General features: G+C 40.0%; 21 protein-coding genes and 1 pseudogene. 20 read left to right on the forward strand and 2 right to left on the reverse strand.

What is annotated here, in order from left to right; translation table 11 throughout:
* The first annotated feature begins 83 nt into the window (after positions 1-83).
* From queG to AC3XNE_RS07405, 5 genes are all read left to right on the forward strand, one after another.
* The gene (queG, locus tag AC3XNE_RS07385; protein WP_489831457.1) at positions 84-1,235 is read left to right on the forward strand and encodes a tRNA epoxyqueuosine(34) reductase QueG; all 1,152 of its coding nucleotides are present in this window, start codon (positions 84-86) and stop codon (positions 1,233-1,235) included.
* Between the two features lie 375 nt (positions 1,236-1,610).
* Entirely contained in the window at positions 1,611-2,324 is a 714-nt protein-coding gene (locus AC3XNE_RS07390) for a deoxynucleoside kinase (RefSeq protein WP_489833391.1), read from the forward strand.
* 113 nt (positions 2,325-2,437) lie between these two features.
* Entirely contained in the window at positions 2,438-2,932 is a 495-nt protein-coding gene (locus tag AC3XNE_RS07395; protein ID WP_489831458.1) for a DUF1440 domain-containing protein, read from the forward strand.
* 132 nt (positions 2,933-3,064) lie between these two features.
* Complete coding sequence (locus AC3XNE_RS07400; RefSeq protein WP_489831459.1) at positions 3,065-4,378, forward strand: glycoside-pentoside-hexuronide (GPH):cation symporter; 1,314 nt, start codon at positions 3,065-3,067, stop codon at positions 4,376-4,378.
* A gap of 183 nt (positions 4,379-4,561) precedes the next feature.
* Positions 4,562-5,530 carry a linear amide C-N hydrolase gene (locus AC3XNE_RS07405; protein WP_489831460.1) on the forward strand — a complete coding sequence of 323 codons (969 nt, stop codon included), beginning with the start codon at positions 4,562-4,564 and terminating at the stop codon, positions 5,528-5,530.
* Positions 5,531-5,902: 372 nt separating this feature from the next.
* Here AC3XNE_RS07405 and AC3XNE_RS07410 read toward each other — a convergent pair whose 3' ends face one another.
* Positions 5,903-6,676, reverse strand: a complete 774-nt coding sequence (locus tag AC3XNE_RS07410) for an SDR family NAD(P)-dependent oxidoreductase (RefSeq protein WP_489831461.1) — start codon at positions 6,674-6,676, stop codon at positions 5,903-5,905.
* Positions 6,677-6,851: 175 nt separating this feature from the next.
* Here AC3XNE_RS07410 and AC3XNE_RS07415 point away from each other — a divergent pair, with 175 nt between their 5' ends.
* From AC3XNE_RS07415 to cydC, 5 genes are all read left to right on the forward strand, one after another.
* Entirely contained in the window at positions 6,852-8,189 is a 1,338-nt protein-coding gene (locus AC3XNE_RS07415) for a dihydrolipoyl dehydrogenase family protein (protein ID WP_489831462.1), read from the forward strand.
* A gap of 266 nt (positions 8,190-8,455) precedes the next feature.
* The gene (locus AC3XNE_RS07420; protein WP_489831463.1) at positions 8,456-9,883 is read left to right on the forward strand and encodes a cytochrome ubiquinol oxidase subunit I; all 1,428 of its coding nucleotides are present in this window, start codon (positions 8,456-8,458) and stop codon (positions 9,881-9,883) included.
* Positions 9,883-10,908 (forward strand): cytochrome d ubiquinol oxidase subunit II, encoded by a 1,026-nt coding sequence (gene cydB, locus AC3XNE_RS07425; RefSeq protein WP_489831464.1) that lies wholly within the window; start codon positions 9,883-9,885, stop codon positions 10,906-10,908. Before AC3XNE_RS07420 ends, cydB begins: the two co-directional genes overlap by 1 nt.
* Positions 10,909-10,948: 40 nt before the next feature.
* Positions 10,949-12,661, forward strand: coding sequence for a thiol reductant ABC exporter subunit CydD (gene cydD, locus AC3XNE_RS07430; protein WP_489831465.1), 1,713 nt, complete (start codon positions 10,949-10,951; stop codon positions 12,659-12,661).
* Complete coding sequence (gene cydC / locus AC3XNE_RS07435) at positions 12,662-14,440, forward strand: thiol reductant ABC exporter subunit CydC (protein WP_489831466.1); 1,779 nt, start codon at positions 12,662-12,664, stop codon at positions 14,438-14,440.
* 114 nt (positions 14,441-14,554) lie between these two features.
* On the opposite strand, the gene AC3XNE_RS07440 is transcribed toward cydC, so the two are convergent.
* Positions 14,555-15,535: a polyprenyl synthetase family protein gene (locus tag AC3XNE_RS07440; protein WP_489831467.1), complete on the reverse strand. Its 981-nt coding sequence runs from the start codon at positions 15,533-15,535 to the stop codon at positions 14,555-14,557.
* 190 nt (positions 15,536-15,725) lie between these two features.
* Here AC3XNE_RS07440 and AC3XNE_RS07445 point away from each other — a divergent pair, with 190 nt between their 5' ends.
* From AC3XNE_RS07445 to AC3XNE_RS07490, 10 genes and pseudogenes are all read left to right on the forward strand, one after another.
* Positions 15,726-16,634 carry a prenyltransferase gene (locus AC3XNE_RS07445; RefSeq protein WP_489831468.1) on the forward strand — a complete coding sequence of 303 codons (909 nt, stop codon included), beginning with the start codon at positions 15,726-15,728 and terminating at the stop codon, positions 16,632-16,634.
* Positions 16,635-16,646: 12 nt separating this feature from the next.
* Positions 16,647-17,858: an NAD(P)/FAD-dependent oxidoreductase gene (locus tag AC3XNE_RS07450; protein WP_489831469.1), complete on the forward strand. Its 1,212-nt coding sequence runs from the start codon at positions 16,647-16,649 to the stop codon at positions 17,856-17,858.
* A gap of 219 nt (positions 17,859-18,077) precedes the next feature.
* Entirely contained in the window at positions 18,078-19,031 is a 954-nt protein-coding gene (locus tag AC3XNE_RS07455; protein WP_489831470.1) for a D-2-hydroxyacid dehydrogenase, read from the forward strand.
* 125 nt (positions 19,032-19,156) lie between these two features.
* A complete protein-coding gene (locus tag AC3XNE_RS07460) occupies positions 19,157-19,834 on the forward strand; it encodes a metal-dependent hydrolase (protein WP_489831471.1) in 678 nt (225 codons plus the stop codon).
* 156 nt (positions 19,835-19,990) lie between these two features.
* Positions 19,991-21,204: pseudogene (locus AC3XNE_RS07465) on the forward strand (MFS transporter).
* A 238-nt stretch (positions 21,205-21,442) separates the two neighbouring features.
* On the forward strand, positions 21,443-22,117 hold the full coding sequence (locus AC3XNE_RS07470) for a hypothetical protein (protein WP_489831472.1): 675 nt from the start codon (positions 21,443-21,445) through the stop codon (positions 22,115-22,117).
* A 157-nt stretch (positions 22,118-22,274) separates the two neighbouring features.
* Entirely contained in the window at positions 22,275-23,231 is a 957-nt protein-coding gene (locus AC3XNE_RS07475) for a Dyp-type peroxidase (RefSeq protein WP_489831473.1), read from the forward strand.
* Between the two features lie 85 nt (positions 23,232-23,316).
* Entirely contained in the window at positions 23,317-23,676 is a 360-nt protein-coding gene (locus tag AC3XNE_RS07480; protein WP_489831474.1) for an iron-sulfur cluster biosynthesis family protein, read from the forward strand.
* A 218-nt stretch (positions 23,677-23,894) separates the two neighbouring features.
* The gene (locus tag AC3XNE_RS07485) at positions 23,895-25,082 is read left to right on the forward strand and encodes an aminotransferase-like domain-containing protein (RefSeq protein WP_489831475.1); all 1,188 of its coding nucleotides are present in this window, start codon (positions 23,895-23,897) and stop codon (positions 25,080-25,082) included.
* Positions 25,083-25,347: 265 nt separating this feature from the next.
* Positions 25,348-26,172 carry a hypothetical protein gene (locus AC3XNE_RS07490; protein ID WP_489831476.1) on the forward strand — a complete coding sequence of 275 codons (825 nt, stop codon included), beginning with the start codon at positions 25,348-25,350 and terminating at the stop codon, positions 26,170-26,172.
* Positions 26,173-26,429 lie beyond the last annotated feature (257 nt).

The following is a 26,429-nucleotide window of genomic DNA, read 5'->3' on the forward strand; positions in this document are numbered from 1 at the left end:
ATAATTGAATTGGTATTAGAGAAAGTCCTAGACTAGTTATCTGGCTTAATTTTTGGGAGGTGGCGGCTCTGGTCAACGCACGCTTGAAACAACAAATAATCGAAGTTAGTCAAAAAATTGGGATCAATAAGATCGGTTTTACCACAGCAGATGATTTTGAGCATTTGCGACCGAGTTTAGTAGCCCAAAAGGCAGCTGGTCATACTTCGGGTTTTGAACATCAAAATTTAGCTGAACGTTTAGATCCTGATTTGATTTTTGATAAACCACGTTCTATCATTGCGATCGCTTTAGCATATCCGACAAGAATGAAAGAACGTCCACCACGGACTAAATATAAAAGAGGTCATTTTGCGCGCGCTTCTTGGGGTGATGATTACCATTCAGTTTTGCGTAAAAAAATGAATACTTTGATCGAGCGCATCAAAGAGTTGGCGGAAACTGAGGTTAATTTTAAACCAATGGTAGATACTGGCGAATTAATTGACGTAGCGGTGGCCCAGCGAGCGGGCTTAGGCTTCATTGGCAAGAATGGTTTGCTGATCACTGAAGAATTTGGTTCTTTTGTCTATTTGGGTGAGATCATTACAGACCTTGAGTTTGAACCAGATGAACCGCTGGGCTCTCAGTGCGGTGATTGTACTCGTTGCATTGATTATTGTCCACCAGATGCGTTGATAGGCGATGGGCGTTTAAATGCGCAACGATGTCTATCTTATCAGACCCAAACAAAAGGAATGATGCCTGAAAAATACCGTCCCATGATACATAATGTTATTTATGGCTGTGATATTTGTCAGTTAGTGTGTCCCTTTAATCGTGGGAAAGATCATCATTTTCACTCGGATATGGAACCCGACCCAGAAAAGGTGTCTCCTGAATTAGTCCCATTGTTGACCATATCTAACCGTCAATTTAAAGAAAATTTTGGACCAATGGCGGGGTCGTGGCGTGGTAAAAAGCCCTTACAGCGCAACGCTTTGATTGCTTTGGCGAATTTAGGCGACCGCAGCGCTTTGCCGCAGATCTTGGAGGTCATTGACAATGACCCACGTCCAATGATCCGCGCGACTGGAGCGTATGCGGTCGGACGGTTGGTTAGAGAATATAATCCCGAGATCATTGATTTTTTACAGGACAAAAATGCGCAAGAAAAGTCTGCAGGACAAGAAGAACAATATTTGTTTGAATATCGAAATGCTATCCAAAAAATTACAGCTCTAAATAAAGGATGAGAGGTTCGGACCTGTGAAAAAGAGAGATTTATTTTTTTGTGATGATACCAGCAGCGATATTTTTAGTTAGTTATGCAAATTCCACTCAGACAGATGAGTCTGCTAATTCGCTCGGGAGTCTCTTATCAGATCAAAAAGAAAAATAGATCAATTGGCAAGAAGAATGTTACCGTAAAAAAGGCGCTGAGAAACAAAAGTTGCATGATAAAGATAGGGTAGTTTTCATCCTTAAAGATATTTCAAAATAAACATAGATAATGAAGGGCTGACACGGGTAATTTGTGGCAGCCTTTTTAGTTCATTTTGATTGAAATATAACTAAATATCGCTTTTAATTAAGGTAAGCTTGTAAGTAAAGAAGGGATGTGCATGAGTGTGATCATGATCGAAGGACCGATAGCTGCTGGTAAAACTAGTTTAACCGAATTATTAAGCAACCGTTTGGAAAGTACGCCGTTTTATGAGCCAGTGTCGGATAATCCGGTGTTGCCGTTGTTTTATGAAGGCAACAAAGCTGTCGCTGCCGGCAAATGGCAAACGAATCCTTATGCGTTTTTATTACAGATCTTCTTTTTAAATCGCCGTTTTAAAATGATAAAGCAAGCTTTTAAAGATGATCATAATGTACTTGATCGTTCGATCTACACCGACCAGCTTTTTTGTAAAATGAATTACGACCGGGGCAATATGACAAAAATTGAATGGGAGACCTATCGTGACTTGTTAGCGAATATGCTGGAAGAATTACCTGATGCAGCTCATAAAAAAGCCCCTGACTTGATGGTCATGATAGATATCTCTTATTCGACGTTGATCAAACGTATCAAAATACGTGGCAGAGAATATGAGTTGCCAGAACAAGATCCTAGCTTAGAAGATTATTACCAAGATCTGTTGCGACGTTACGACACTTTCAACCGACAGTACAAAGAATCACCTTTATTGATACTTGATGGTGACCGTTATGATTTCGTCAATTCAGCCAAGGATAGAGCAGAGATCTTGGAACAGATCTACACAAAAATGTACAATTTAGATAGTTTGACTAAAAATGAGTGGCGACGTTTATTAAAAGAGAAAACTTATTAAACAGTGGCTTTTATTTGAAATAAAGCTTACTTTTTGTTAGAGTTATTAACGATGAAGTGCTTGGAGATCAAGTTTAGGATGCAGATATGCAAACTACAAAGGAGGAGTTTTAAATGGCAGTTAATGTAAAAAAAGCAATTGGAGCTGGGATTGCCGCTGGATTGATCTCTGGTTTGGTTAAAATGGGCTGGGAGAATGTTTTCCCGCCACGGACAGAGGAACGTGACGCTAAAAATCCGCCATACGAAACAATGAAGTTTTTAGGGATCCCCGATAAAGTGATCCACCAAAATTATACATTTTCAGGCCATAAGATCGAATGGCCAGGTTTTGTCATCCATTATGGCTTCTCTGTTTCTTGGGCAGTCCTCTATGAGCTTTTGCGTCACCGGTACCCAGCAATCACTAAGGATCATGGTACTTGGTACGGAATTGGCGTTTGGGCAGCATTTCACTTAGGAGTTATGCCTGCGTTAAATGTAGTTCCGTCTGCTAAGGATCAACCTAAGGATGAGCATTTGTCTGAATTGGTTGGCCATATGGTATGGATGTGGACAAATGATATCGTGGGCGGAAAAGTTTACGATGAATTAAAGGAAAAAGATTAACTTATTCTCAAAGAAACAATCGCTGGTAAGATCCGGGTCGTTAACTGAGCCCGGGTCTTTTTCAGTAAAACTAGGTGGTTTTCAATATGGCTACAAAATGAAAATGCCGCAGCAAAGGAAGGTGTTTCAACTATGAAGGATAAGAACTATGAAACTGGTTGGGTCGAACGGATCAGTTACGGTTTAAGTGACGCAGCCGACAACCTGATCTTTCAAATGATGAGTTCTTATTTGTTGTTTTTCTATACTGATGTATACGGGCTACGAGCTCGAGATGTTGGTATTTTATTTGCGATCGCTCGCTTTATGGATGTTCTGGAGAGTATCATTTTGGGATTAATGATCGATCGGACTCATTCTAAGTATGGGAAGAGCCGGCCGTTTTTCTTGTGGTATACTGTACCGTATGTCGCTGTCGCGGTTCTGACCTTTGTGACACCTGATTTTTCGGGGACTGGAAAATTAGTATGGGCGTATGTTACATACCTTGGGTTAGGGTTCTTGTACACGGCTGTTAACTTACCAGTAACTTCGATCTTACCAACAATGACTGAAAACGACCGCGAGATCACGATCTTAGGGGTAATTCGTCAATTCTTCGGCAGTTTGGTACAGGTGATCGTTGCAACGTTTACTATTCCTTTGGTCAAATTGATCGGCCAAGGCAACCAGCAAAAAGGGTTTTTAGGCACTGTTATTATTTTTGGGATCATTTCGTTAGTTCTGATATTGAATACCTTTATTCATGTGCGTGAACGTTATACTAATGAAGAGATAAACCATCAGCCTTTGGGCAAAGTTTTTAATATGCTGCGGCAAAATCGTCCGTGGATCATTTTATCGCTAGTTGTTTTTCTATACTGGTTATCTACGGCTATCAAGAATCAAACAACGATCTATTATTTCAAGTATGTCTATAATAATGACGATTTAGTTTCTTGGGCCAATAGTTTTATGCTGGCATCGATCATTGGTGTTTTATTGATTTTACGTTTTACCCAAGTTAGAAGTAAGAAGACTACCATGTCGCATGGGATCTTGATTGAACTTTTGGGACAGATCATTATTGGTGTTGGTGCTTATACCAAACTTTTGTCACTCACATTTGCTGGTATCTTCGTTAATTCGATCGGTAACGGGATCGTTATCGGGTTAGTTTCGATCATGATCGCGGATACGATCTCTTATGGGGCTACCATGGGGATTCAAGCTGAAGGGCTTTTGGCTTCGACCAGCGATTGGGGCGTCAACCTAGGGTTAGGTATCGGTGGTTTAGTTACTGCGACAATGTTTGATGCTTCTGGATATGTGGCAAACCAAGCACAAAACGCCGCTACCATTCACATGATCGACCTAAACTTTGTTTGGATACCAATGCTCATCTACGTAATAATGTATTTGGTCTTAAGAAAATATGATGAAAGTGTAATGCAAGCACAAGAATAAAAAACTTGTTGCCAAGGGTCTGGGAGGTGCTTCCAGACTTTTTGTTTCAAAACGATCAACGTAAATGTGTCACGGTCAGATGAAATGGCAGTATCTTTTCAGGCAAACAGTCTGCTTTTAATTTGGTCAAATGTAAGTAATAATGAAAATAATATATTTTAAAATATGAAAAGGAGCACTGACATGTGTACTAGTATTTTGCAAGTCGCTCAAGACGGGAGCCATATGTTTTCAAGGACGATGGACTGGCATGAATTAGAGTCTGGTCCAGTCTTTTCTCCACGAGATTATGAATGGGTCGAAGATTTTGATGGCCGGACTTTGAAAAATAAATACGCTATTATCGGTGTCGGTCGCAATAAGGAAAATGCTATTGATATGAGTGATGGTGTTAACGAATGCGGATTAAGTGTCCAAAAGTTGACTTTCAGAAATGGCACTTATTTGTACGATGAACCGCAACCTGACGCAGAGCAGTTAGCACCTTATGAGGTCCCGTTTTTCATGATGGGAAGGTACAGCTCCGTTGCTGATATTATCGACCATTTAGATGAGCTCAGATTAATGAGCGGGAAAAATGCAGCTGTTAAGTACGGTTATCCAGAATTACACTATGCCGCAACGGATCCAACTGGCCGGATCGTGATCATCGAACCAACTGTCCAACCTATGAATGTGATCGAAAATCCTATCGGAGTAGTGACTAATGCCTTTAATTTTAAACATCAAGTTGAACAACTACAAGATTATATGGCATTGAAACCAGACCTGCAAAAAGATCGCCCTTCTGCCGTCGAACCGCACATTAGCACGGGCAGTTTTGCTGGTAAGAAAGTTCCATCTTCAGCATATACGCCAACCGGGAGATTTATCCGTGCTGCTTATTATAAAGAAAAAACGGACCAACCGGTAAATGAACAAGAATCAATTATCAGCAGTTGGCATTTGTTGAATAGTGTTACTGTTCCTAAACTCAAAAGGTATCAACAGACCTATTCGGTATATCGTTCTGCGACCTGCCTGGAGTCTCGTAGTTATTACTTTGAACCGTATAATCGGTTAGGGATCACCAAGTATCAACTGACAGATGAGATGCTGGGGTGGAAACATCCACATTTTTATGATATCGATGATAAATTGAAGCTTGATTAAATAACAGAGTGTAGGAAGCGGAAGAAAGCGAGCACTATCGTAGTCTAGCCATATAGCGCGGTTTTTGAGCTGTGTGGCTAGACTGGGATAGGCGGAGCTTTCTGCTTCACGGAACTTGATAATGCTCATCTCTTGTCTCGTGTAGCTCGACTATGAAAACAGAGTGTATCAAGCCGCTTTCGCTTTGGTCTCATTAGGCGGAAAGTCAAGGCTTGTGGAATTCAACTAAGAAAGTACAGCGAAATGCTATCTTTCTGCTTCAAGTAGTTCTATCACAAAATAGGACATTTCATCACTATCAAAAGAGGCTATAAAAAAAAGGCACACTTATGAGAAGTATTTTTCTCAAGGCGTGTCTGTTTTATGCTAATGTCAACGTAAAAGATAGCCGCCATCGACAGGGATCATGACTCCATTTAAATAGTCTGCGGCATGGCTAGCAAGGAAAACAACGGTGCCCATTAATTGTTCGGGTTGAGCCCAACGTCCCGCAGGAATATGATCTATGATCTCTTCGTTGCGGGCAGAGTCTTCTTGTAGGGCTTTTGTCATCGGAGTATCAACATATCCTGGAGCGATCCCGTTGACCTGAATGTTTTCTGATGCCAAGGCATCGGCGTAAGCTTTGGTCAATCCTAAAACCGCATGTTTACTGGAAGTATATGGGAATATTCTTTTCCCAGCGCGATAAGATTGCATCGAACCGATGTTAATGATCTTACCGCTATGTTGCTGCAACATAACTTTTGCAACTTCATGGGAAAGGTAATAAAGCGCATTGAGGTTGATGTTGATCACTGCTTGCCAATCTTCATCCTTGTAGTCAACTAAGTCGTTGCGAAGTTGTAAACCAGCATTGTTAACGAGAATATCGATTTTTCCGTATTCTTGTTGACAGGCTTCTACGATCTTTTGTGGTGCATCTTTTTTTGTTAGGTCTTGTTGGAAAAAGGCAATTTTGCCGCCGTCTTGTTCAACTTCGGAACGTAATTCGTTCCATCCTTTCGTAGATCGCGAAACTACAAAGACTGATGCGTGCGCCGCACTCAGCGCTAAACTGTAATATTTTCCTAGTCCGCTGGCACCGCCAGTAACGATCGCAGTTTGATTTTCTAATGAAAATTGATTTAAAGAAAATTCCGTCATATGGATCAACCTTTCTGATAAGTTATGCTACTAGCATACCACCAAAAACTTATTTCAAAAAAGTGTTAGTTAACTAAATGCTTATCTTGAAAAGCATTTTCTTTGCGTTCCTTTGAGAATTTGGTGTACTCTAACTTTGAGTAAGAAAATATTTGTTAAAGGGGAGTCAGATCTAATGCCAGAAAATGGTTATCAATATGATGTATTATATATCGGTGCGGGACACGGAACTTTTGATGGTGCCGCTCCTTTGGCCGCCAAAGGTTATAAAGTGGGTGTGATCGAGGCTGATACGATTGGGGGAACATGCCCTAACCGTGGCTGTAATGCTAAAATCACTTTGGATGCGCCAGTTGAATTGATCCGTTTCCAAGAACGGATGAAAAAAATCGTCAGTGGTGATTTGACATTTAACTGGGCAGAAAATGTTAAGCATGAACATGAAGTGATCGATGGCTTGCCTGATTTCATCAGTGGCTTGCTGAATGATTCAGGTGTTGATATCATCAAGGGTCATGGGAAATTAGTTGATGCACATACTATTGATGTGGATGGTACACAAAAGACTGCTGAAAAGATCGTTGTTGCTACTGGTCAGCGTCCTCATCGTTTGGATATCCCGGGAACAGAACTCGCTAATGATAGTACTGATTTTATGGCTATGACGGAATTGCCACAAAATATTACGATCATTGGCAGTGGCTATATCAGCATGGAATTTGCAACGATCGCTAATGCTGCCGGTGCAGATGTAACTGTTTTGATGCACAGAGACAAAGCTTTACGTTCCTTCCATCAGCCTTATGTTGAGCATGTCATTGCTGATCTTGAAAAACGCGGTGTTAAATTTGTAAAAAATGCCAATGTAGCAGGATTTGCCAAGAATGGTTCTAAGTACACAGTTAGCTACGGCGACGGCCAAACGATCGAAACAGATTGGATCTTGGATGCATCTGGCCGGATCCCGAATGTTGAAAACGTTGGTTTAGATGAAGTCGGTGTTAAATACAATGAGCATGGTATTGAAGTAAACGACCATTTACAAACGAACGTTGACAGCATTTATGCTTCTGGTGACGTGGTTGATAAGAAACAGCCTAAGTTAACACCAACTGCTATTTATGAAACAACATACTTGATGAAATTGTTCAGCAAAGAAACTGATGCACCACTTGTTTATCCAGCAATTCCTTCAGTAGTATTTACTTCACCAAGAATTGCGCAAGTTGGTGTCGACCCAGCTTCTGTTGCTGATGATAGTAACTACTCAGTTAATGAAAATGACCTGTTAGACGGCTGGTATCGTTTAGTTGATAATGAGTCATATGCTAAGAATACCATCGTTTATGATTCTGAGCATAAGATCGTTGGTGCTTCTGAAGTAAGCGAAAAGGCTGATAATGCTATCAACTCTATCCTCCCAGCGATTGAATTTGGTTGGGGTCCAGAAGAATTGGGTCGCTTAGTTTATCTCTTCCCATCACTGGAATCTGATACAAAAGATTTATTGTAAGATCTAGTTATTTTGTATTGACCTTAATATTTTGGCAAACTCTTTGCCGGATATTAAGGTTTTTCTTTTACCAAAAATGTATTGCTAATGTCGTGGCTATTTGAGGGAGACGGTACGTCAAAAAGCTGATATTTCTTTTAGCAAAAAGGACGACTAGTTTTAAATTTTATACAATATTAAATTACTTAGGTAATTGTTTTTTTTCTCCGTTCGGTGTATAGTAAGAACTGACTGGTTTATAAAATTTTATTAAGGAGGGGTTGTGAATGGATTTTGTGAGTTTGGCACGCTTTCAATTTGGGATGACAACGATCTTCCACTTTTTTTTCGTACCTTTTTCAATTGGTACAGGACTTGTAGTTGCTATTATGGAAACAATGTGGGTTCGGACCAAAGATAAGATGTATCTACGCATGACTAAGTTCTGGGGAAATATTTTCTTACTTAGTTTTGCAGTTGGCGTGGTCACAGGTATCATTCAAGAATTCCAGTTTGGGATGAATTGGTCAGATTATTCGCGGTTTATGGGTGATATTTTCGGTGCTCCGCTTGCTATTGAAGCCTTGTTGGCGTTTTTTATGGAGTCAACATTTCTTGGTTTGTGGATGTTTACGTGGAAGATGGTCAAGCCATGGCTGCACGCAACTTTTATGTGGTTGGTAACGATAGCTTCCATGCTATCAGCCTTCTGGATCATTACGGCTAATGCTTTTATGCAGCATCCTACAGGTTATGCGATCAAGGGCGGACGTGCTGTGATGACTAGTTTCCCTAAACTGATCACCAATTCGCAAGCCTGGTATGAATTTGCGCATGTTCTTGCTGGTGCGATCGCCATGGGCGGTTTTTTGATCGCCGGCATGTCTGCCTTCAAACTTTTGAATAAAAAGTTAAAAGAAACGGACTTTTTCAAACGGTCTTTAAAATTAGGTTTACTCGTTGGTTTAGTCGGTTCGCTCGCTGTTTTTGAAGCCGGTGATCTGCAAATGCAGGCTTTGATCAAAGATCAGCCGATGAAATTTGCTGCAACTGAAGGTGAAAAGGAGGATACTCCTGATCCTGCCCCTTGGAAACTGGTTGACTTTATGAATACTAAAGATCATACGGATAAGTTTAGTATTAAGATCCCATATATGTTGAGTATTTTGTCTTACCATAAGCCATCTGGCTCTATTCAGGGAATGGATTCTGCTAACAAGGATCTTCAAGCAAAATATGGGGATGAAAACAACTATTATCCACCAGTAAACACTTTATTCTGGTCTTTCCATATTATGGCACTTTTTGGCATGGCGATGCTTGGTGTATCTGTTTTAGGACTCTACTTTGCTCGCAAAAAGAGTCAGCTTTTGTTTAGACAAAAGTGGATGTTATGGATCGTTGGTTTATTCACCTTTGTACCGTTTATAACAAACACTTCTGGTTGGCTTGTTACAGAACTCGGTCGTTATCCTTGGACAGTGTATGGTTTATTTACGATCAAAGATAGTGTTTCACCTAATGTGTCAGTTGGGTCATTGTTAACGTCAAACATCATTTACTTCCTATTGTTCTCCGGTTTAGCAGCTGTGATGGTCGCTTTGGTCGTCAAAGAGCTAAAGAAAGGTCCGGAAGACGAAGATGGTGAAACGACCAATGCACCATTGAGCTCTGAGCAAGACGTTGATCCATTTAACAAGGAGGCGTTTGAATAATGTCAACTTTGCAATTGGTTTGGTTTATTATCATTGGCGTCTTGTTTGCCGGATTTTTCTTTTTGGAAGGATTTGATTACGGTGTTGGGATGTCTGTTTTAACGCTCGCTAAAGACGAAGACGAACGAGACCAAGTTGTTTCTTCGATCGGGCCAGTCTGGGATGGTAATGAAGTTTGGTTGATCACTGCCGGCGGTGCGATGTTTGCTTCTTTCCCATATTGGTACTCGTCTTTGTTTTCAGGTTATTACCTTGTTTTGTTCATTATTTTATTTGGTTTGATCATTCGGGGAGTTTCTTTTGAATTCCGAAGCCGGACTGATCCAAGTAAAAAAGGTATCTGGGATTTGACGCTTGCATTGGGTAGTTTTATAGTCCCTTTCATGTTTGGTATCATGTTTATTAGTCTGATCCAGGGTATGCCAATGGATTCTCAGGGGAATGTTTGGGCAGGCTTTACCGACTATGTAAATCTTTTCTCCATTGTTGGTGGTGTAGCTTTAACTTTGTTGGCGTACCTACACGGCTTGAATTACATCGGCCTCAAAACAGAATGGCCGTTGCGTGATCGCGTTAAAAGATTCGCTGAAGTATTATACCCAGTTTTATATGTAGGTTTGGTTGTTTTTGCAGTTTTGCTGTATTTTAAGACAGACTTCTTTGAAGTTCATTTTGCAGGTACTTTAAGTCTTTTGGCAGTGATCGTTTTGTTAACGGTGATCGCACATGTTGCAGTTATCAAAAACAATGAAGGGATTGCCTTTGCTACGAGCGGCTTGACTTTGGTTGCTTTAGTTGCTTTGTTGTTCCAAGGCTTATTCCCACGTTTGATGATCAGCTCAACTAATTCGAAATTCGATTTGTTGATCACTAATGCTTCATCGTCGCCTTACACCTTAAAGGTAATGACGATCGTCGTTTGCACATTTTTGCCAATTGTTTTACTGTATATTGGATGGACGTACTACATCTTTAGAAAACGTGTTTCCGGTAAGAAAAGTAAAACTAAAAGCGTACAATATTAGTGAATAGTTAAGCTTAAAAAGAGACGGTGAACAATAAATAATGTTAGATAAAAGGATAATGGAGCTCCCAGGTGCCAAAGGAATTATGTCATTGTTGATGCTGTTAACATTGATCCAGTCTGGCGCGATCATCGGTCAGACGATCATGATCTCGCGCGCAATAGTGGGATTATGGAATGGGGATCCATTGTCTGCACAAATAACGTGGCTCGTATGGTTCGTAGTGCTATACGCGCTGCGTCATTTGTGTATATACATAAAACAGCAGCGTTTAGATAGTTTTGCGAGTCAGCGATCACAAGAGATCAGAAATCAACTCTTAGGTAAGATCTTTCATGTTGGCCCAGAGATCACGCAAAAAGAAGGGACGGGTAATGTGACAACTATGGCCTTGGAAGGCATCGATCAGGTTGAAGATTACCTGAGTTTGAGTTTGTCTAAGATCATCAATATGATGATCATTCCCTTTGTGGTTTTGATCGGGATTGCAGTTTATGATTGGAAATCAGCACTATTTTTGCTGGTTATTTTGCCAGTCGATGTTATTTTTATGATCGTTTTAGGCTATGCTGCTCAAAACAAAGCTGACAAGCAGTATGCTTCCTACCAGATCTTATCAAATCATTTTGTTGATTCGTTACGTGGGATCGATACTTTAAAGTTCTTTGGTTTGAGCAAAAAATATGGGAAAAGTATTTTCGACACTAGCGAAAAATTTCGCAAAGCTACGATCGATACTTTGAAGATCGCGATCCTGTCGACATTTGCACTTGATTTCTTTACGACACTTTCGATTGCGGTAGTGGCGGTCTTTTTAGGCCTGCATTTGATCTCAGGTAAGATATTATTATATCCAGCTTTGGTGATTTTGACGCTAAGTCCGGAATATTTCTTACCGATCCGTGATTTTTCTAATGATTACCACGCTACATTGAACGGAAAAAACGCTTTTAGTGCGATCAATGAGATCTTGGAGCTTGATGAGAACATCCCAGCCGTTAAGACTTTGCCAAAATGGGATGAACATAGCCATTTGACCGTTAACAAAATGTCTTATTCTTATGAAGAAACTAGTCAAAATAATCAGTTTTCTTTTGAGATCAACGGCTACCAAAAAATTGGTGTGATCGGCTTGAGTGGGTCGGGGAAATCTACTCTGATCAATTTGTTGAGCGGCTTTATCCAACCTAGTCATGCTAAGATCGATCTGAATGGAGTACAGTTGGACTCATTCAAACAGCCTGATTGGCAAAAACAAATTATATATATCCCTCAAGATCCATACATTTTTCATGCTAGCTTACATGATAATATTGTTTTTTATCATCAAGAAGCGACTGACCAACAAGTGGACGAGGCTATAAAAGTTGTTGGTTTGGAAGAATTAGTACGTGAATTGCCGGAGGGATCACAAACCATGATCGGTGAAGGAGCTAGGAGCTTGAGTGGCGGACAGGCGCAACGGATAGCTTTGGCTCGTGCTTTGTTAGATCAAAGCAGGCGTATTATTTTATTTGATGAACCAACAGCTCACTTAGACATTGAAACTGAAGTTGAATTGAAGGAAAGAATGTTACCGCTGATGAAGGATCATTTAGTGGTCTTTGCAACACATAGGCTGCACTGGATGAATGAGATGGATCGCATTATTGTCCTTGATCACGGACAAGTCGTTGAGACAGGGACTTTGGGTGAATTAAGGCAGAAAAATGGTGCTTTAGTTCAGTTAAGCCAAGCAATGGGGAGGATCTAAATGAGGATTTTTAAGCTATTAAAAAATGATACTTGGATCGAACCCTTTTTGTCTAAATATGCTAAGTCCATGATCCTTGCTTTGCTTTTAGGCTTTATGACGTTTTTCTGTGCTGGAGCGTTAATGTTTAACTCGGGGTATTTGATCAGTAGATCTGCGTCATTACCGGAAAATATTTTGTTAGTGTACGTTCCGATCGTTTTAACACGTGCTTTTGGGATCGGACGGCCCGTTTTTCGGTATTTAGAAAGATTAACAAGTCATAATTGGGTCTTAAAGTTGACCAGTGAACTGCGGCTTAAATTGTATAATGTTTTGGAAAAAGATGCAGTGTTCTTTAAAGATAAGCACCAAACTGGCGATATTTTGGGTTTTTTTTCAGATGATATTGACCATATTCAAAATCTATACCTGCGGACTGTTTTTCCAACGATCGTTGGTTGGTTATTATATGTTGTGATAGTCATTGCTCTTGGTTACTTTTCCTGGTTCTTTGCCTTAGTGATGCTATTGTTATTGGGGATCTTGACGAGCTTGATGCCTTTACTTTCGATGATCATCAACGGTGCTAAACAAGAAAAGCAAAAGTCGATCAAAAATACTTTGTATAGTGGTCTCACAGATAATGTTCTTGGTGTGTCAGACTGGATCTTTAGCCAACGGGGGCAAGATTACGTTAAACAACACGATGATGAAGAGGGAAAACTGCGAGCCGTCAACCATCAGTTGTCCAATAATGAAAACTTACGCAACTTTCTGGTTCAGGTCGTGGTGGCGGTCATCACGATAGCTGTATTATGTTGGACAGCTTTTCAATTTCCTGGTGATCATGGCGGTGCTGCCAACTGGATCGCTGCTTTTGTATTAGTGATCTTTCCTTTAGGTGATGCATTTACCCAGATGCCTGGAGCTGCGCAAGAAACAGCTATTTATGATGATTCTCTGGCCCGGTTGAATGATCTGTCATCTGATAATGAAGAGGATGTCCGTTATAATGAACAAGAGAAGGCACAGCCCCAAAAGCTTGCTTCTAGTATCACCATGCCATTAAAAATTGAGGTCAAAAATTTACGATTTCGCTATCAGGATGACGATGAAAAAGATGTGCTAAGAGATATTGACCTGTCTATTTCTCAAGGTGAAAGGATAGCTATTTTGGGACGAAGCGGGTCAGGAAAAACGACCTTGATCCATTTGTTGCGCGGGGATTTAAAGCCAGTTGGCGGACAGGTCCTCTTAAATGATATTCCAGTTTATGACCTGGGCGATGAGATCAGTCAGTTTGTTAGCGTGATCCACCAAGATCCTTATTTATTTAGGACAACTGTTCGTAATAATTTGAAAATCGGGAATGAAAAGGCGTCTGATAAAGAATTATGGGATGTTTTAGATCGCGTTGGGCTGACTGAAATGGTAATGCGTTTGCCGCAAAGACTTGATACCCAAGTCGATGAAGCTGGCCAGCGCTTTTCAGGTGGAGAGCGCCACCGAATGGCCTTAGCGCGAGTCTTGCTGCAAAATGTGCCGATCGTTATCCTAGACGAACCAACTGTTAGTTTAGACCCGGTCACTGAGCAAGAGTTGATCGAAACTTTTGTCAAAGAATTAGCCGGTAAAACATTGATCTGGATCACTCACCATTTGCAAGGTTTGTCATTGATGGACCAAGTAGTCTTTATCGAAGATGGTGAATTGAAGTTAAACGGCAGTCCGGCTCAGCTGGCAAATGAAAATTCATATTATCAGAAGTTACTGCAGATCGATCGTGGTGATTTCTAGTAAGTGTCGAAACCAGAATTAGTCTTTATTATGCAAATAGGATGTAGAAAATCATTTATTGATCCCTACATCCTATTTTTTAATGTTTTATTAGTTATTGAGCCGTATCTTTGCTCATGAAGCACGGCTCAGTAGTTTAATAGCGACTATTTTGATTTGACTGGCTACTTTTTGGTTGGCCAATGAGTCTATTTCATCCAAAGCTAAATCGGTATAATGTTGCGCTAGATCTTGTGCGTCTTTAACACCGTCGTGTTTTGCAACTAATTTTGCAACTTTTTGGATCTCAGCCGGACTAATGTCTTGTTTTTTATCAAGCAACGGTTTAAACTCAGCCGGAGCTTTAGTAAATGCGAATAATAATGGGGAAGAATAAACTCCTTCAGCGACATCTTCTAAAACAGGTTTCTTCAGATTTTTTATATTTCCAGTATAATCCAAAATATCGTCATAGATTTGGAAAGCAACTCCGATGTTTAAACCAATATTACCTGCCAGTTCTTCGGTTTTGGGATCAGGTTGGGTAAAGTGTATCCCTTCCATGCAAGCTAATTTAAATAGAGCCGCTGTTTTACCCTTGATGTTTTCCAAATAATCAGCAATCAATTGTGACTGTGAGTATCTGAGATGCATCTGACTGAGCTCTCCGACTAGTAAATTATACATTGCCTGTGAGTTGTAGCTCATATATTTAGAACCGTTCATGGCTTCAGTTAACAAACTGAAAAAGACTGTAAATAACAAATCCCCTGCGTATACAGCAACATCTTTGCCATATTTCGACTGCACAGTGATCTTACCACGTCTTAATGGTGAGTCATCAATAATATCGTCGTGGATCAAGGTTGCTTTGTGCAAGATCTCAACTGAGGCGGCGATTTTGATCAATTTTTCGTCACTATGTAATTTTTGATTTCCGAGTTGGCTGAATAGTAAAAATAATCCCGGTCGTAATTGTTTCCCCTGGTCTTCAGCTAGTGATCTTAATAGTTCCTCCACGTTCGGATTATTTGTATGCAGCCTGTCATCGATCAATTTTTCGACTCGATGTAGTTGTTTGTAAATTTGAGGAAATTTATCCCATAATGTAAACATGTTTGTATTCCTTCCTGCCCTAGTAAATAAACGAATATATACACTATATTAAACCATATTTTTAGACGATGTGAAAAACATTTAATTGATATTTTGTATGGTTAACTAGTAGAATGTAAGTAAGATAAGTCGTTGACGACCTTTTTGGAAATCAAATGGCTTATAATTTTTTTGAATTGGAGGTGTTATGGTGCCTATTCCTGTTTTTTTGGAATTAGTTGAGATCAAAGCTAAAACTGCTAGTGTATTGCCTTTTATTTTAGGAGCGTGTTATAGTTGGTATAATTTTCATTCTATTCATCCAGGGTTGCTGGTTGCTTTTTTTGTTTCAATGTTTCTTTTTAATATGTCAGTTGACATCTTGGATAATTACAATGACTATCATCATGCAGTTGATGAAAAAAATTACAAGCAAAATACTAACATTATCGGTCGAGAACATTTATCATTGAAAGTGGTATTTGGACTCATGTTTTCGATGATACTTGTTTCGGCAATGATCGGTATTGCGTTGGCATATGTCGCTGGTTGGCCGGTATTAGTGATGGGTATTTTTTGTTATCTGGTGGGGGTCTTTTATTCATCTGGACCTAAGCCTATATCAAGCTTACCATTAGGCGAAGTCTTTTCAGGCCCAACGATGGGATTTATGATCACCTTATTGTGTGTATATATTAATACATACCAAGATTTTACATGGAATTGGTCCACTGTTTTGGGTGTTGTTCTAATTTCTTTGCCTGATACGTTATGGATCTCCAACCTAATGTTAGCTAACAATACGTGTGATTTAGAGGAAGACGAAAAAAATCAGCGTTATACTTTGTCCCATTATTTGGGAAAAGAGAATTCTGTCAAATTATTTGTTATAATGAACGTTATAGCAGTTCTAGCACTAGTATTGGCCGTGATCGTAGGGATTGCGCCTTGGACAGTGTTGTTGTCCTTAGCAATATTACCTATGGTTATTAAAAATGTGCAGATGTTTAAGGAAAAGCAAGTTAAAAAGGAAACTTTTTCCTGCGCCGTTAAGATCCTTGCAGCCGGTTCAGCTGCACAAGCATTATCTTATCTAGTCTATATTATTTTTACACTATAAGGAGAGATTTACATGAAAGAAATCGTTATTTTAGGTGGGGGTTACGCCGGCTTGCGTGCCTTGAAGTTTTTACAAGGAAGCAAAGGCGGCTTTCACATTACTTTGGTAGATCGTAATGACTATCATTATGAGTCAACTGATCTGCACGAAGTTGCTGCAGGTTCACAACCTGCTGAAAAGATCCTTTATCCGATCGAAGACGTGGTAGACCCAGATGTTACAACATTTGTTCAGGCAAGTGTTGAAAAGATCGACCGTGATGACCAAGAAGTTAGTTTGGATAACGGGGAAACTCTTTCATACGACTATTTGGTCGTTGCTGTTGGTTTCCGTTCCGAATCATTTGGCATTCCTGGTGTTGATGAAAATTCATTACCAATGGTCGACGTTAACACTGCTGTTGCAGTTCATGATCATATCCTCGCACAAATGGAAGACTACAAAGAAACACACGACCCTGATGACCTAAAGATCATTGTCTGTGGTGCAGGCTTCACAGGTGTCGAATTGTTAGGTGCATTAAACGATAATCGTGAAGATTATGCGGAGATCGCTGGGGTAGCCCCAGAACGTATCGAAATCTATGTCGTTGAAGCTATTACTCGTTTATTGCCTATGATGCCTGAAGATTTGGCTGACTATGGTGTTGCTAAACTCGAAAGCTGGGGGATCAAGTTCTTGACCGGCAAACCGATCAAAGCAATCAAGCCTCAGACAGTTGTTTACCAAACAAATGCTGAAACAGGCGATACAGATGAATTAACTGCTAATACGATCATCTGGACGACAGGTGTTTCCGGCAGCAAGGTTATCGATGATTCCGGCTTCTCAGCAAAACGTGATCGTGTGATGGTCGATAGCGATCTGCGTGATCCAGATTACCGTAATGTCTATTTGATCGGTGATTGTTCTGCAGTGATGGATCCTGAATCAAGCCGTCCATATCCAACTACAGCACAGATCTCATTGGTCATGGGTGAGTTGGCAGCTAAGAACATCTTGGCTCAGTTGGCCGGACGTGAAACTGGTGACTTTACTTATGATTCACTTGGTACAGTTGCATCGATCGGCAACACACATGCCTTTGGTATCTTGGGTAACGGCAAGCCGGTCAAGGGCTATGCAGCATCCGCTTTGAAGAAGATCATCATGGACAAATCATTGATGGAAACTGGCGGTTCAAAAGAGCTCTTTGCTAAGGGTCGTTTTGATCTGTACCACTAGAATAAAAATAACAATTAATAAAATGTTGTCTTCATTGAATGGAGGCAACATTTTTATTTTGCTTAATGCAAAATAAAAGAGAAATTGCCAGAGCTGTACTATACTCTTAGTTAAAGAGAGTGCAGCATGGCGTTCAGAAGTTGGCTAGGCACAACCTTCTGCCATGCGTAGCTCGACTAATAAAACAGAGCGCAGCTCGAATAAAAAGAGGTAGATAAAATGAAAATATTGAGTTTGCAAAAACTTAGCTCAGAAGATGAGGAATTGTTAAAAAGTACAGGGACTGTTGAGTATTCATATGTGCCGGCTGACGAATTAAATCAGGACAGTTTGGCGGGAGTTGACGCTATTTTGGGATATAATGATAAAGTTACTGAGCTTTTAAAAGATAATGATTCCGTCAAGTGGATCCAAGCCTGGTCTGCAGGTGTTGATCAGTTACCCCAACAGCTTTTTAAAGAAAAGAAGATCAATTTAACGAACGCTTCCGGGGCTATGGTACCCGGGTTGGCAGAGCAGATCATAGGAGAAATGATCACTTGGGATCGCCACTTGCAACATTCTTTTGCCGCACAAAGCAATCACAAGTGGGATGAATTACCAACTTCGCAGTACCAAGAATTATCAGGTAAGAAACTTTTACTGTTAGGCGTGGGGCATATCGGACAACAGGTCGCTAAGTTGGCTGTGGCATTTGGGATGCGTGTTAGCGGTGTACGTCATAGTGACAAGCCGGCACCTAATGTTGAAAAAGTTTACTCGATGGCAGATATGAACGAGGTGGCGGGTCAAGCTGATTTCATTTTAAATACTTTACCCGTTACGAATGAAACTGAAGATGTGATCGCCAGTGAGTTTTTCTTTCAAATGAAAAGTTCGGCAGTCTATATTAATTATGGCAGGGGCCAAACTAATAACGAAGATGACCTGGTGAAAGCTTTGCAAAATGGGCAAATTGCTGGAGCGATCATGGATGTGTTCAAGGAAGAGCCCTTGACGACTTCATCACAATTCTGGAAATTAGATAATGTTTTACTTACTCCACATACAGGTGGGGACACAGCCTTGTATAATCATCGTGTGGTTCAGATAGCTGTACGTAATATTCAACAAATGACAGCTGATAGGATCATTCCGGTAGAAAATGTTGTCGACTTAGGCCAAGGTTATTGATCTTTCAGTTCAAATACTTGATAAAAATTGGTCTTAGCGAGTAAAATATTTATTCGAAAAAGGTTATTGCCGTTGAGTTAGTTAAAAGCTAATAATGTTTATAAAAATTATGAGGAGGAATAAAATTGCAAATAATTTGGCACGGACATTCTTTTATTGAAATTCAAACTGCAGGTAAACGAATTTTGATCGATCCGTTTATCGATGGAAATCCGTTTACTGAGGTCAAGGCTGAAGATTTTTCTCCGGATTATATTTTATTGACACATGCTCATGGGGATCATGTTGGCAGCACTGAAGAAATAGCACAACGTTCTGGTGCCAGCATTGTTGCTATGACTGATCTCGCTGGTTATTTTGAGGAAAAGGGTTTTAAAACGTATGGGCCTAATATTGGTGGGACAGAAAAACTTGATTTTGGTGAAGTAAAGATCACTCCTGCTTGGCATACGACTGCTATACCTGTGAATGGTATCAACCTGCCCTTAGGCGTAGCAACTGGCTTGGCTTTAAAGATCGAAGGTAAGTTGATTTATGTTGCTGGTGATACAGGGCTCTTTTCTGATATGCAATTAGTCGGTCGCAAACAGCCGGTTGACTTGGCATTTTTGCCGATTGGTGATCACTTTACGATGGGAAGCGATGACGCAGCGTATGCCGCTAAATTACTCCAAGCAAAGACGGTCGTTCCAGTCCACTATAATACTTTTGATGCGATCAAAGCAGATCCGAAACAATTTATACAGCTTCTGGATAAAGATCAGGGTTATATACCGGAAGTTGACCAGCCATGGACGTTGTAAGAGAGAACTTTATTGAAGAATGAAAAGATATTTTAACTTGCTGGACGTAACTTTTACGAGTTTACGTCCAGATGTTTTTTTAAAACATCATGGTTAAATGATCATGGTCTGGGACTTTTTAGGATATGTATTTTGGTTAGTTAGGAAGTTAGTTTAATGGAATTTGGATCACAGAAGCAACGACCATTGTGGAAGCAAAACCTTTATGTTCTCTGGTTTGGCGTGTTCATGACTGGTGTTGGTATGAGCGAGATCATGCCATTTCTTTCGCTTTTTGTTAACGAATTAGACGGTTTTTCTAAGAATGAACTCTCTTTTTACAGCGGGATAGTCTATGCTGTAACTTTTTTGGTCATGGCGCTTGTTTCTCCATTGTGGGGGAAGCTTGCTGATCGAAAAGGCAGAAAATTGATGTTGATCCGTGCCTCACTCGGAATGGGGATCGTCTTTTTTTGATGGGCTTTGTTACTAACGTTTGGGAACTTTTTATACTTCGTGCTTTACAAGGGGCTTTTGGCGGTTATGTTTCGAACTCGAACGCTTTGGTTGCGGCCCAAACGCCTAGGCAGCATTCGGGGAATGCTCTAAGTATTTTGGTGACTGGTATTACAGCAGGTAATTTGTTGGGACCGTTACTGGGCGGCTTTTTGGCAGATGCTTTCTCTTACCGAGCTTCTTTTCATATTACAGGCGTGATCATGTTAGTGGTTTGTTTGTTAACATTTTTCTTGGTACGAGAAAAACCAGTCGAGAAAACACAACCGAGCGGCAAACAAAGGGATTCCTTGACCTTCAAAGATATCAGAAGTGATAAGGTGATTTTGTTATTGATCACGACTACGATGCTGGTCCAGGTAGTAACGATGTCGATCAATCCGATCTTGAGTTTGTTTGTCAAAGAGTTAACGGATCCAGGACAGTCAGTCACAATAGTGGCTGGGTCAGTTGCTGCTATGCCAGGGATCTCAACTGTTATAGCAGCTCCACTTTTTGGGCGTTTAGGTGATAAGATCGGCACACACAAAATATTGGTTTTCGGGTTTGTTTTTGCAATGCTTGTTTTTGCGATCACATTTTTCGTGAAGAATGTTTACGTGTTGATGTTTCTAAGGTTACTAACAGGAGTATCTGACGCGGCTATTTTGCCGTCTGTGCAGACTTTGTTGACCAAAAATACAGCGCCAGAAAATACCTGTATTGTTTTTTCGTATAATCAGAGTTTCCAGTCTTTAGGAAATATGTTTGGTCCGTTAATGGGTTCGGCAATTGCTGCGCTCTTTGATTATCGCCAGATTTTCCTATTTTGCAGCTTGATAATGGTGATCAATTTTGTATCTTTTACAAGAAGCGAACTCTTCCGTACTTCCTGAACAATTATGCTTCCCAGCATTTTATGTTGACCGCGGTGAATAAAAGGGCTTAACTAAGGATGACCTAGGTGCAATAGCAACCTTTAAGAAAGTTAAAATGTTTGTTTTCAGATCCAGTATTTGGTTTGAAAATTTTTGTGTTATTTAAATTTAAGCTACAATCAATTGGAAAGGTTTTTGAAATTAGTTTTTAATAGCTTTTCACGCTTGACCAGATAGAAAATGGAGGGAGGCCAACATGGCAGAAAAATTTACTGAACAAGATATGCTCGATCTTCAAAATGACACAATGCGCGAATTTGCTGAGCAGTTTGAAAAACATTACGCCGCAGGTTTGGCTAAGGTTTTGCAGGTCTCCGAGATCCATGCAACTTTAGCTCAAGATTTTGAGGATGAGCTATTAGAAGAATTAAAACAGTCACATGGTCAGCGAAGCGTAATGTTGCAAACTAATGGCAACATCGCACCTTATTCGTTGATAATATATCTAGGGGATGACCCATTAGTTGCTTTTTCTGAGGGAGATTATGCTTTTGCAGAGGAATCTGGATTGGAAAGCATCGTCACCAAACTCGTTGATCGTGATACCAAAAGAGATGCACAAGAAAAGGGCGTCTTAGAGGAAAACTTACTAATGGGCTTATCGACGACGTTTTTATTAACGAGTGTTTATATGACGGAAGATCCAGTTATTGGTAAATATTTGGAAAAGCCCGAGCCGCCTAAGGTTGAAGAAAACGTTCTGGAGTATTCAGCTAACGGACGTAATATCGTTAATATTCCGACACGTCATGCTCTAAGTGATGATGAACAAAAAAGCTTGCAAGTGATGTTGAAGTTGCGGCCGGAGATCGATGAAACAACGATCGATGTTCAGCCAGAACGGGCGCGCTACAGCGTTTTTGATTTTTAATAACACATTTGGTCTTCTTAGTATTTTAACAGTGCTAAGGAGGCTTTTTATTTTGGAATAAAAGAGATAAATGAAATTGCTTGAGTTGTCGTCAGTAAAAATGATATCTTTACTTATGTTACATATACGTAGTTCTAAATTTCAGGGGGTTCGAGAAATGAGAATGGATGCTAGTCAAGCACAAGATGTCTGGAAGGATGTCGGTGAGCATGTTCAATTTACGGTTTTGAAATTAAAGCGCCAAGATCGATCCAGTGATCAGGAAGCTATTCAGGAATTCGCTGATCGCTACCAGGCAATTTTACGTTCTTTACGGATCAGAGATGCAGATCCTAAAACGGGAGAGTCATCCTTAAAGTCTAGTTTTGGCTTTAGCAGCGATGCATTCGAGTATTTATTTCCAGATGCACCGAAGCCTAAGGAACTTGAGAACTTCGCTGGTCTCAAGGGACCACAGTATAGTATGCCTGGGACTGGTGGAGATTTGTTCTTTCACTTGCGTGCGAATAATGAAGCCGTCGTCTATGAGGCACAAACTCAATTTATGCGTTTTTTGAATGAGATCGCAGAAGTACAAGACGAAACAAAGGGATTTCGTTACTTTGAAGGACGGTCGATCATTGGTTTTGTTGACGGGACAGAAGCACCTCAGATCGATGACGCGGCAGATTATGCTTTGGTTGGTAATGAAGATGCAGATTACATTAATGGCTCCTATGCTTTTGCACAAAAATGGCTGCATGATATGGATTTCTGGAACAAGATGAAAACTGAACAACAAGAAAGAGCTGTTGGGAGAGAAAAATTTACTGACCTTGAGTTGGAAGATGACGATAAAATGGAAAATGCGCACAATGTCAGTTCAAATATTGAAATTAACGGTGAGGAACAAAAAATTGTGCGGATGAATGTGCCTTTTTCAGACCCAGCCTCCGGCAAGACAGGTACCTATTTTATTGGTTATGCTCGTCACTGGGAGGTTACAAAGCAGATGTGTCAGCAGATGGTGGACACATCGGACTTTTTACTAACATTTTCTACAATTTTAACGGGTCAGCTATTTTTCATTCCTTCAAGACCGACCTTAGATGCGATCGCTGACGGTGAACTGTAAAAATAAGACCAAGCACTTAACTTGCATACTTACAAAAAATTAGTAAAATAAAGTGTGTAAGCTTGAAGAGGAGGGAGAGATAGGTATGTATTTAACAGTGGAACCACAGGCACAAGAAAAATTACAAAAGTATCTTGATGAAGGTAAGGATCTCTTGTTAGACTTTGATGACGGTGTTGGCTCATTATCTAACGTTGGAACATGTTCTTTAGATTCTACATTCAGGGTAATTGCTGTTGATCAAGGCGCCGAGAAAAAAGATTATGATAAGTCATTGGATTCTAATATTGGTGACTTTAGATATAAGGGTTACAGTGAAATGTATTTGGATCCGCAGATGCGTTTGGTAGAGAATCCGACAAACAAAATGTTAAGCCTTCGCGGCAGTAACAGTGGTGAACTGACTGGTATGGTCAATGTTGAAGATCTTTCAGCCGAAGCCTAATTTTATTAAGACTTCCAATGGTATTTTTTTAAATACTTGTTGGAAGTCTTTTTATGTTGAAGAGATGCTTTGAGGGATGTGGCAAAGCTAGGCGGGTTTTATTTTTAAAAGTGAATTTTATTCATCTTTAACTGAATATGTTGAATTTTACTAAACTGAGAGTTAATAGTATCCTTAACATAACTTATAAATTTAAGAAAATACGAGGAGGAATCAATATGTTGCCAAAAATATCACAACGGATCTCCCAGGATCCTTCGGCAATGGATGAGCTATTAGCACTTAGTAACAATCAGCAGGTGATCTCATTTGCTGCAGGATATCCGGCAAAAGAACTTTTTCCAAAAGAACAATTAGAAAAAGCGTTTGTACATAGATCTCAAAGAAACGATTTGAATCTATATCAATACGCGTCCGTTGATGGATATGCTCCGCTTCGTAAAAAAATAGCTGAGTTAGTTTCTCGGTCTGGTGTGGCTGGTATAGATGAAAACAACTTATTTTTAACCCAAGGAGCACAGCAAGGTATTAGTCTTTTGGCAGATCTCTTCTTGGATGTTGGCGATGGTGTTGTTGTGGAGGGACCAAGTTACATTGGCGCTTTACAAGCATTTGAAACTCGGAAGCCAACTTTTTATGAAATGCAAATGCAAAATGATGGTCCAGACCTGGATCAATTAGAGGAGATCGTTAGTCACCATCCGGTCAAATTGGTTTACACTATACCTACTTTTCAGAATCCGACCGGCGTTTGTATGTCACTTGAAAAAAGAAAACGAATTGCACAGCTAGCTCAAAAATATAACTTTTTGGTCATTGAAGATGATCCATATCGTGATTTACGCTATCGCGGTGAAAGTTTGCCGCCTATCAAAACTTTTGATCAGACTGGGAATGTTGTATTACTTGGTAGCTTTTCTAAAATTTTATCACCGGCCTTGCGTGTTGGCTGGATGGTCGCTGATCCGCAGTTTCTACAGCTTATCACGGGGTTGCGCTCGGCTACAGATTTTCAGCCGTCAAATGTAGTTTTACAAATGATAGATCAGTATTTAGATGAAAATGATATTCAAAAACATATTGACCAGATCCGCGAGGTTTACGGTAAACGTAATGAGGCGATGCAAAAAGCCTTAGCTAAATATTTACCTCAAGGGTGCAGTTTTTCAAGACCGGATGGAGGTTTCTTTATTTGGGTAACATTGCCGTACAATATTTCCGCTAAAAAAATACTGCAGGCTGGCAGCCCTGTAACATTTATTGAAAGTTCCCAACTGTATGAGACCAGTCATCAAGCCAATCAAATGCGATTAAACTTTACGGGGGTCACAGAAGAACAGATCGAAAAGGGCTGCAAATTACTAGGTGAGAAGATCAAGAATATCAGTTTGGCTTTGTCAGCGTAAAATCAACTTCAAAAAAGGGGAGGTGCTCCTCTTTTTTGTTTGGAGTGAGTTGTAAAAGTTAAAAGGACAGTATTTTTTAAAATGGCGTATTTTGGCATTAAACTTATGATAATATTTAATGTAGAGGGGTTGTAGTAAAACGGTGAGACTGAGCTTGTAAGGCCATAGGAATGTTGCTGGGGTGGCGAACCTAATTATGGCAAGCTGCGACGTTTAAAGTGCAAACTTTATATCATGTATCATGTCTTTGAGGGTGGAAAAATAAATGGGGGGATTAACAATTAAGGTAAAGGATAATGATTCAATTTTCAACTGGTTTATTTTTTCGGTCGCTGTTTCATGTTCTCTTTTTATTGGCGGATCAGTCCAAGCTTCATCTTTTCCGCACAGTTTAGGCGGTGATGATCTGTACCAGGAAAGTGAGTTTTTAGATCAAGACCAAGTTAATGAAATTTCTCAAATAAACAAGCAACTTGAAAAACAAAAGCAGCCTCAGTCTTTGAAAGTTGTTATCTTAGATCACGTTCCGCTTGATTATCAAGGACCTGGAATGGAAGATTCGCGCGAAGGCGTAGGTAATCAGACGGTGGCTATGGAAGCTCTTGATGAGTTGTACGAACATTCGTCCAGTTTTAGTATGGATCCCGATGCAGGAGTTCCTTATTACAAGACCAGTAACCTTTTAGTATATTTTCGGTCCACAGGCGAAGTCAGTTTTCAACCTAGTAATTATATGTCGCCTTACTTTATCGATAGGATCTGGAAACAGACTGTTTTCGGTTTGAAGCATGGTTTAAGGAAACAAAATCCTGCTACTCTAGTAAGGTTAACTCAGCGGATCAGCAGAAAAACACTAAAATATAGTGCGACTGCTAAGAAGGCACCCCAGAAAAAAGGATGGCCTGAGCTTCTTTTTTGGCCAGGAGTGATTTTTGGACTATATTTATTCTTTAAGTTGGTTGAATTTCTTATAAAGCATGGAAAAGATGGCGGTGGCGGTCCAACGCCTGGACCAGAAGACTATTACGCGGACGGGTATTTTGACAGAATGTTGGAGGAGCCTCCTGACGATTTTGATCGAGAACTATGAGGAACATCTTGATATTAATGGAGCTGCAAAATAGTTAGAAGTTATATGAATATGTGTTTGAAAAGGGCAATTAATTTTTGCTCTTTTTTTGTGGAAATTTTTCCAAGTCATTACACAAAATGAAATAAAAAGTTAAACGTAGTATTTTCATCACCCTCTTTTATTTAAGAAGATAAAACTAATAAGCATAAAGATAGATAAAATAAAATGTTGATGTTCTTTATAAGTGAATTTTTTTCTTTCTAATTTCTCCGCAA

The organism is Ligilactobacillus sp. JN-6 (Y).1 (genome assembly GCF_058111525.1).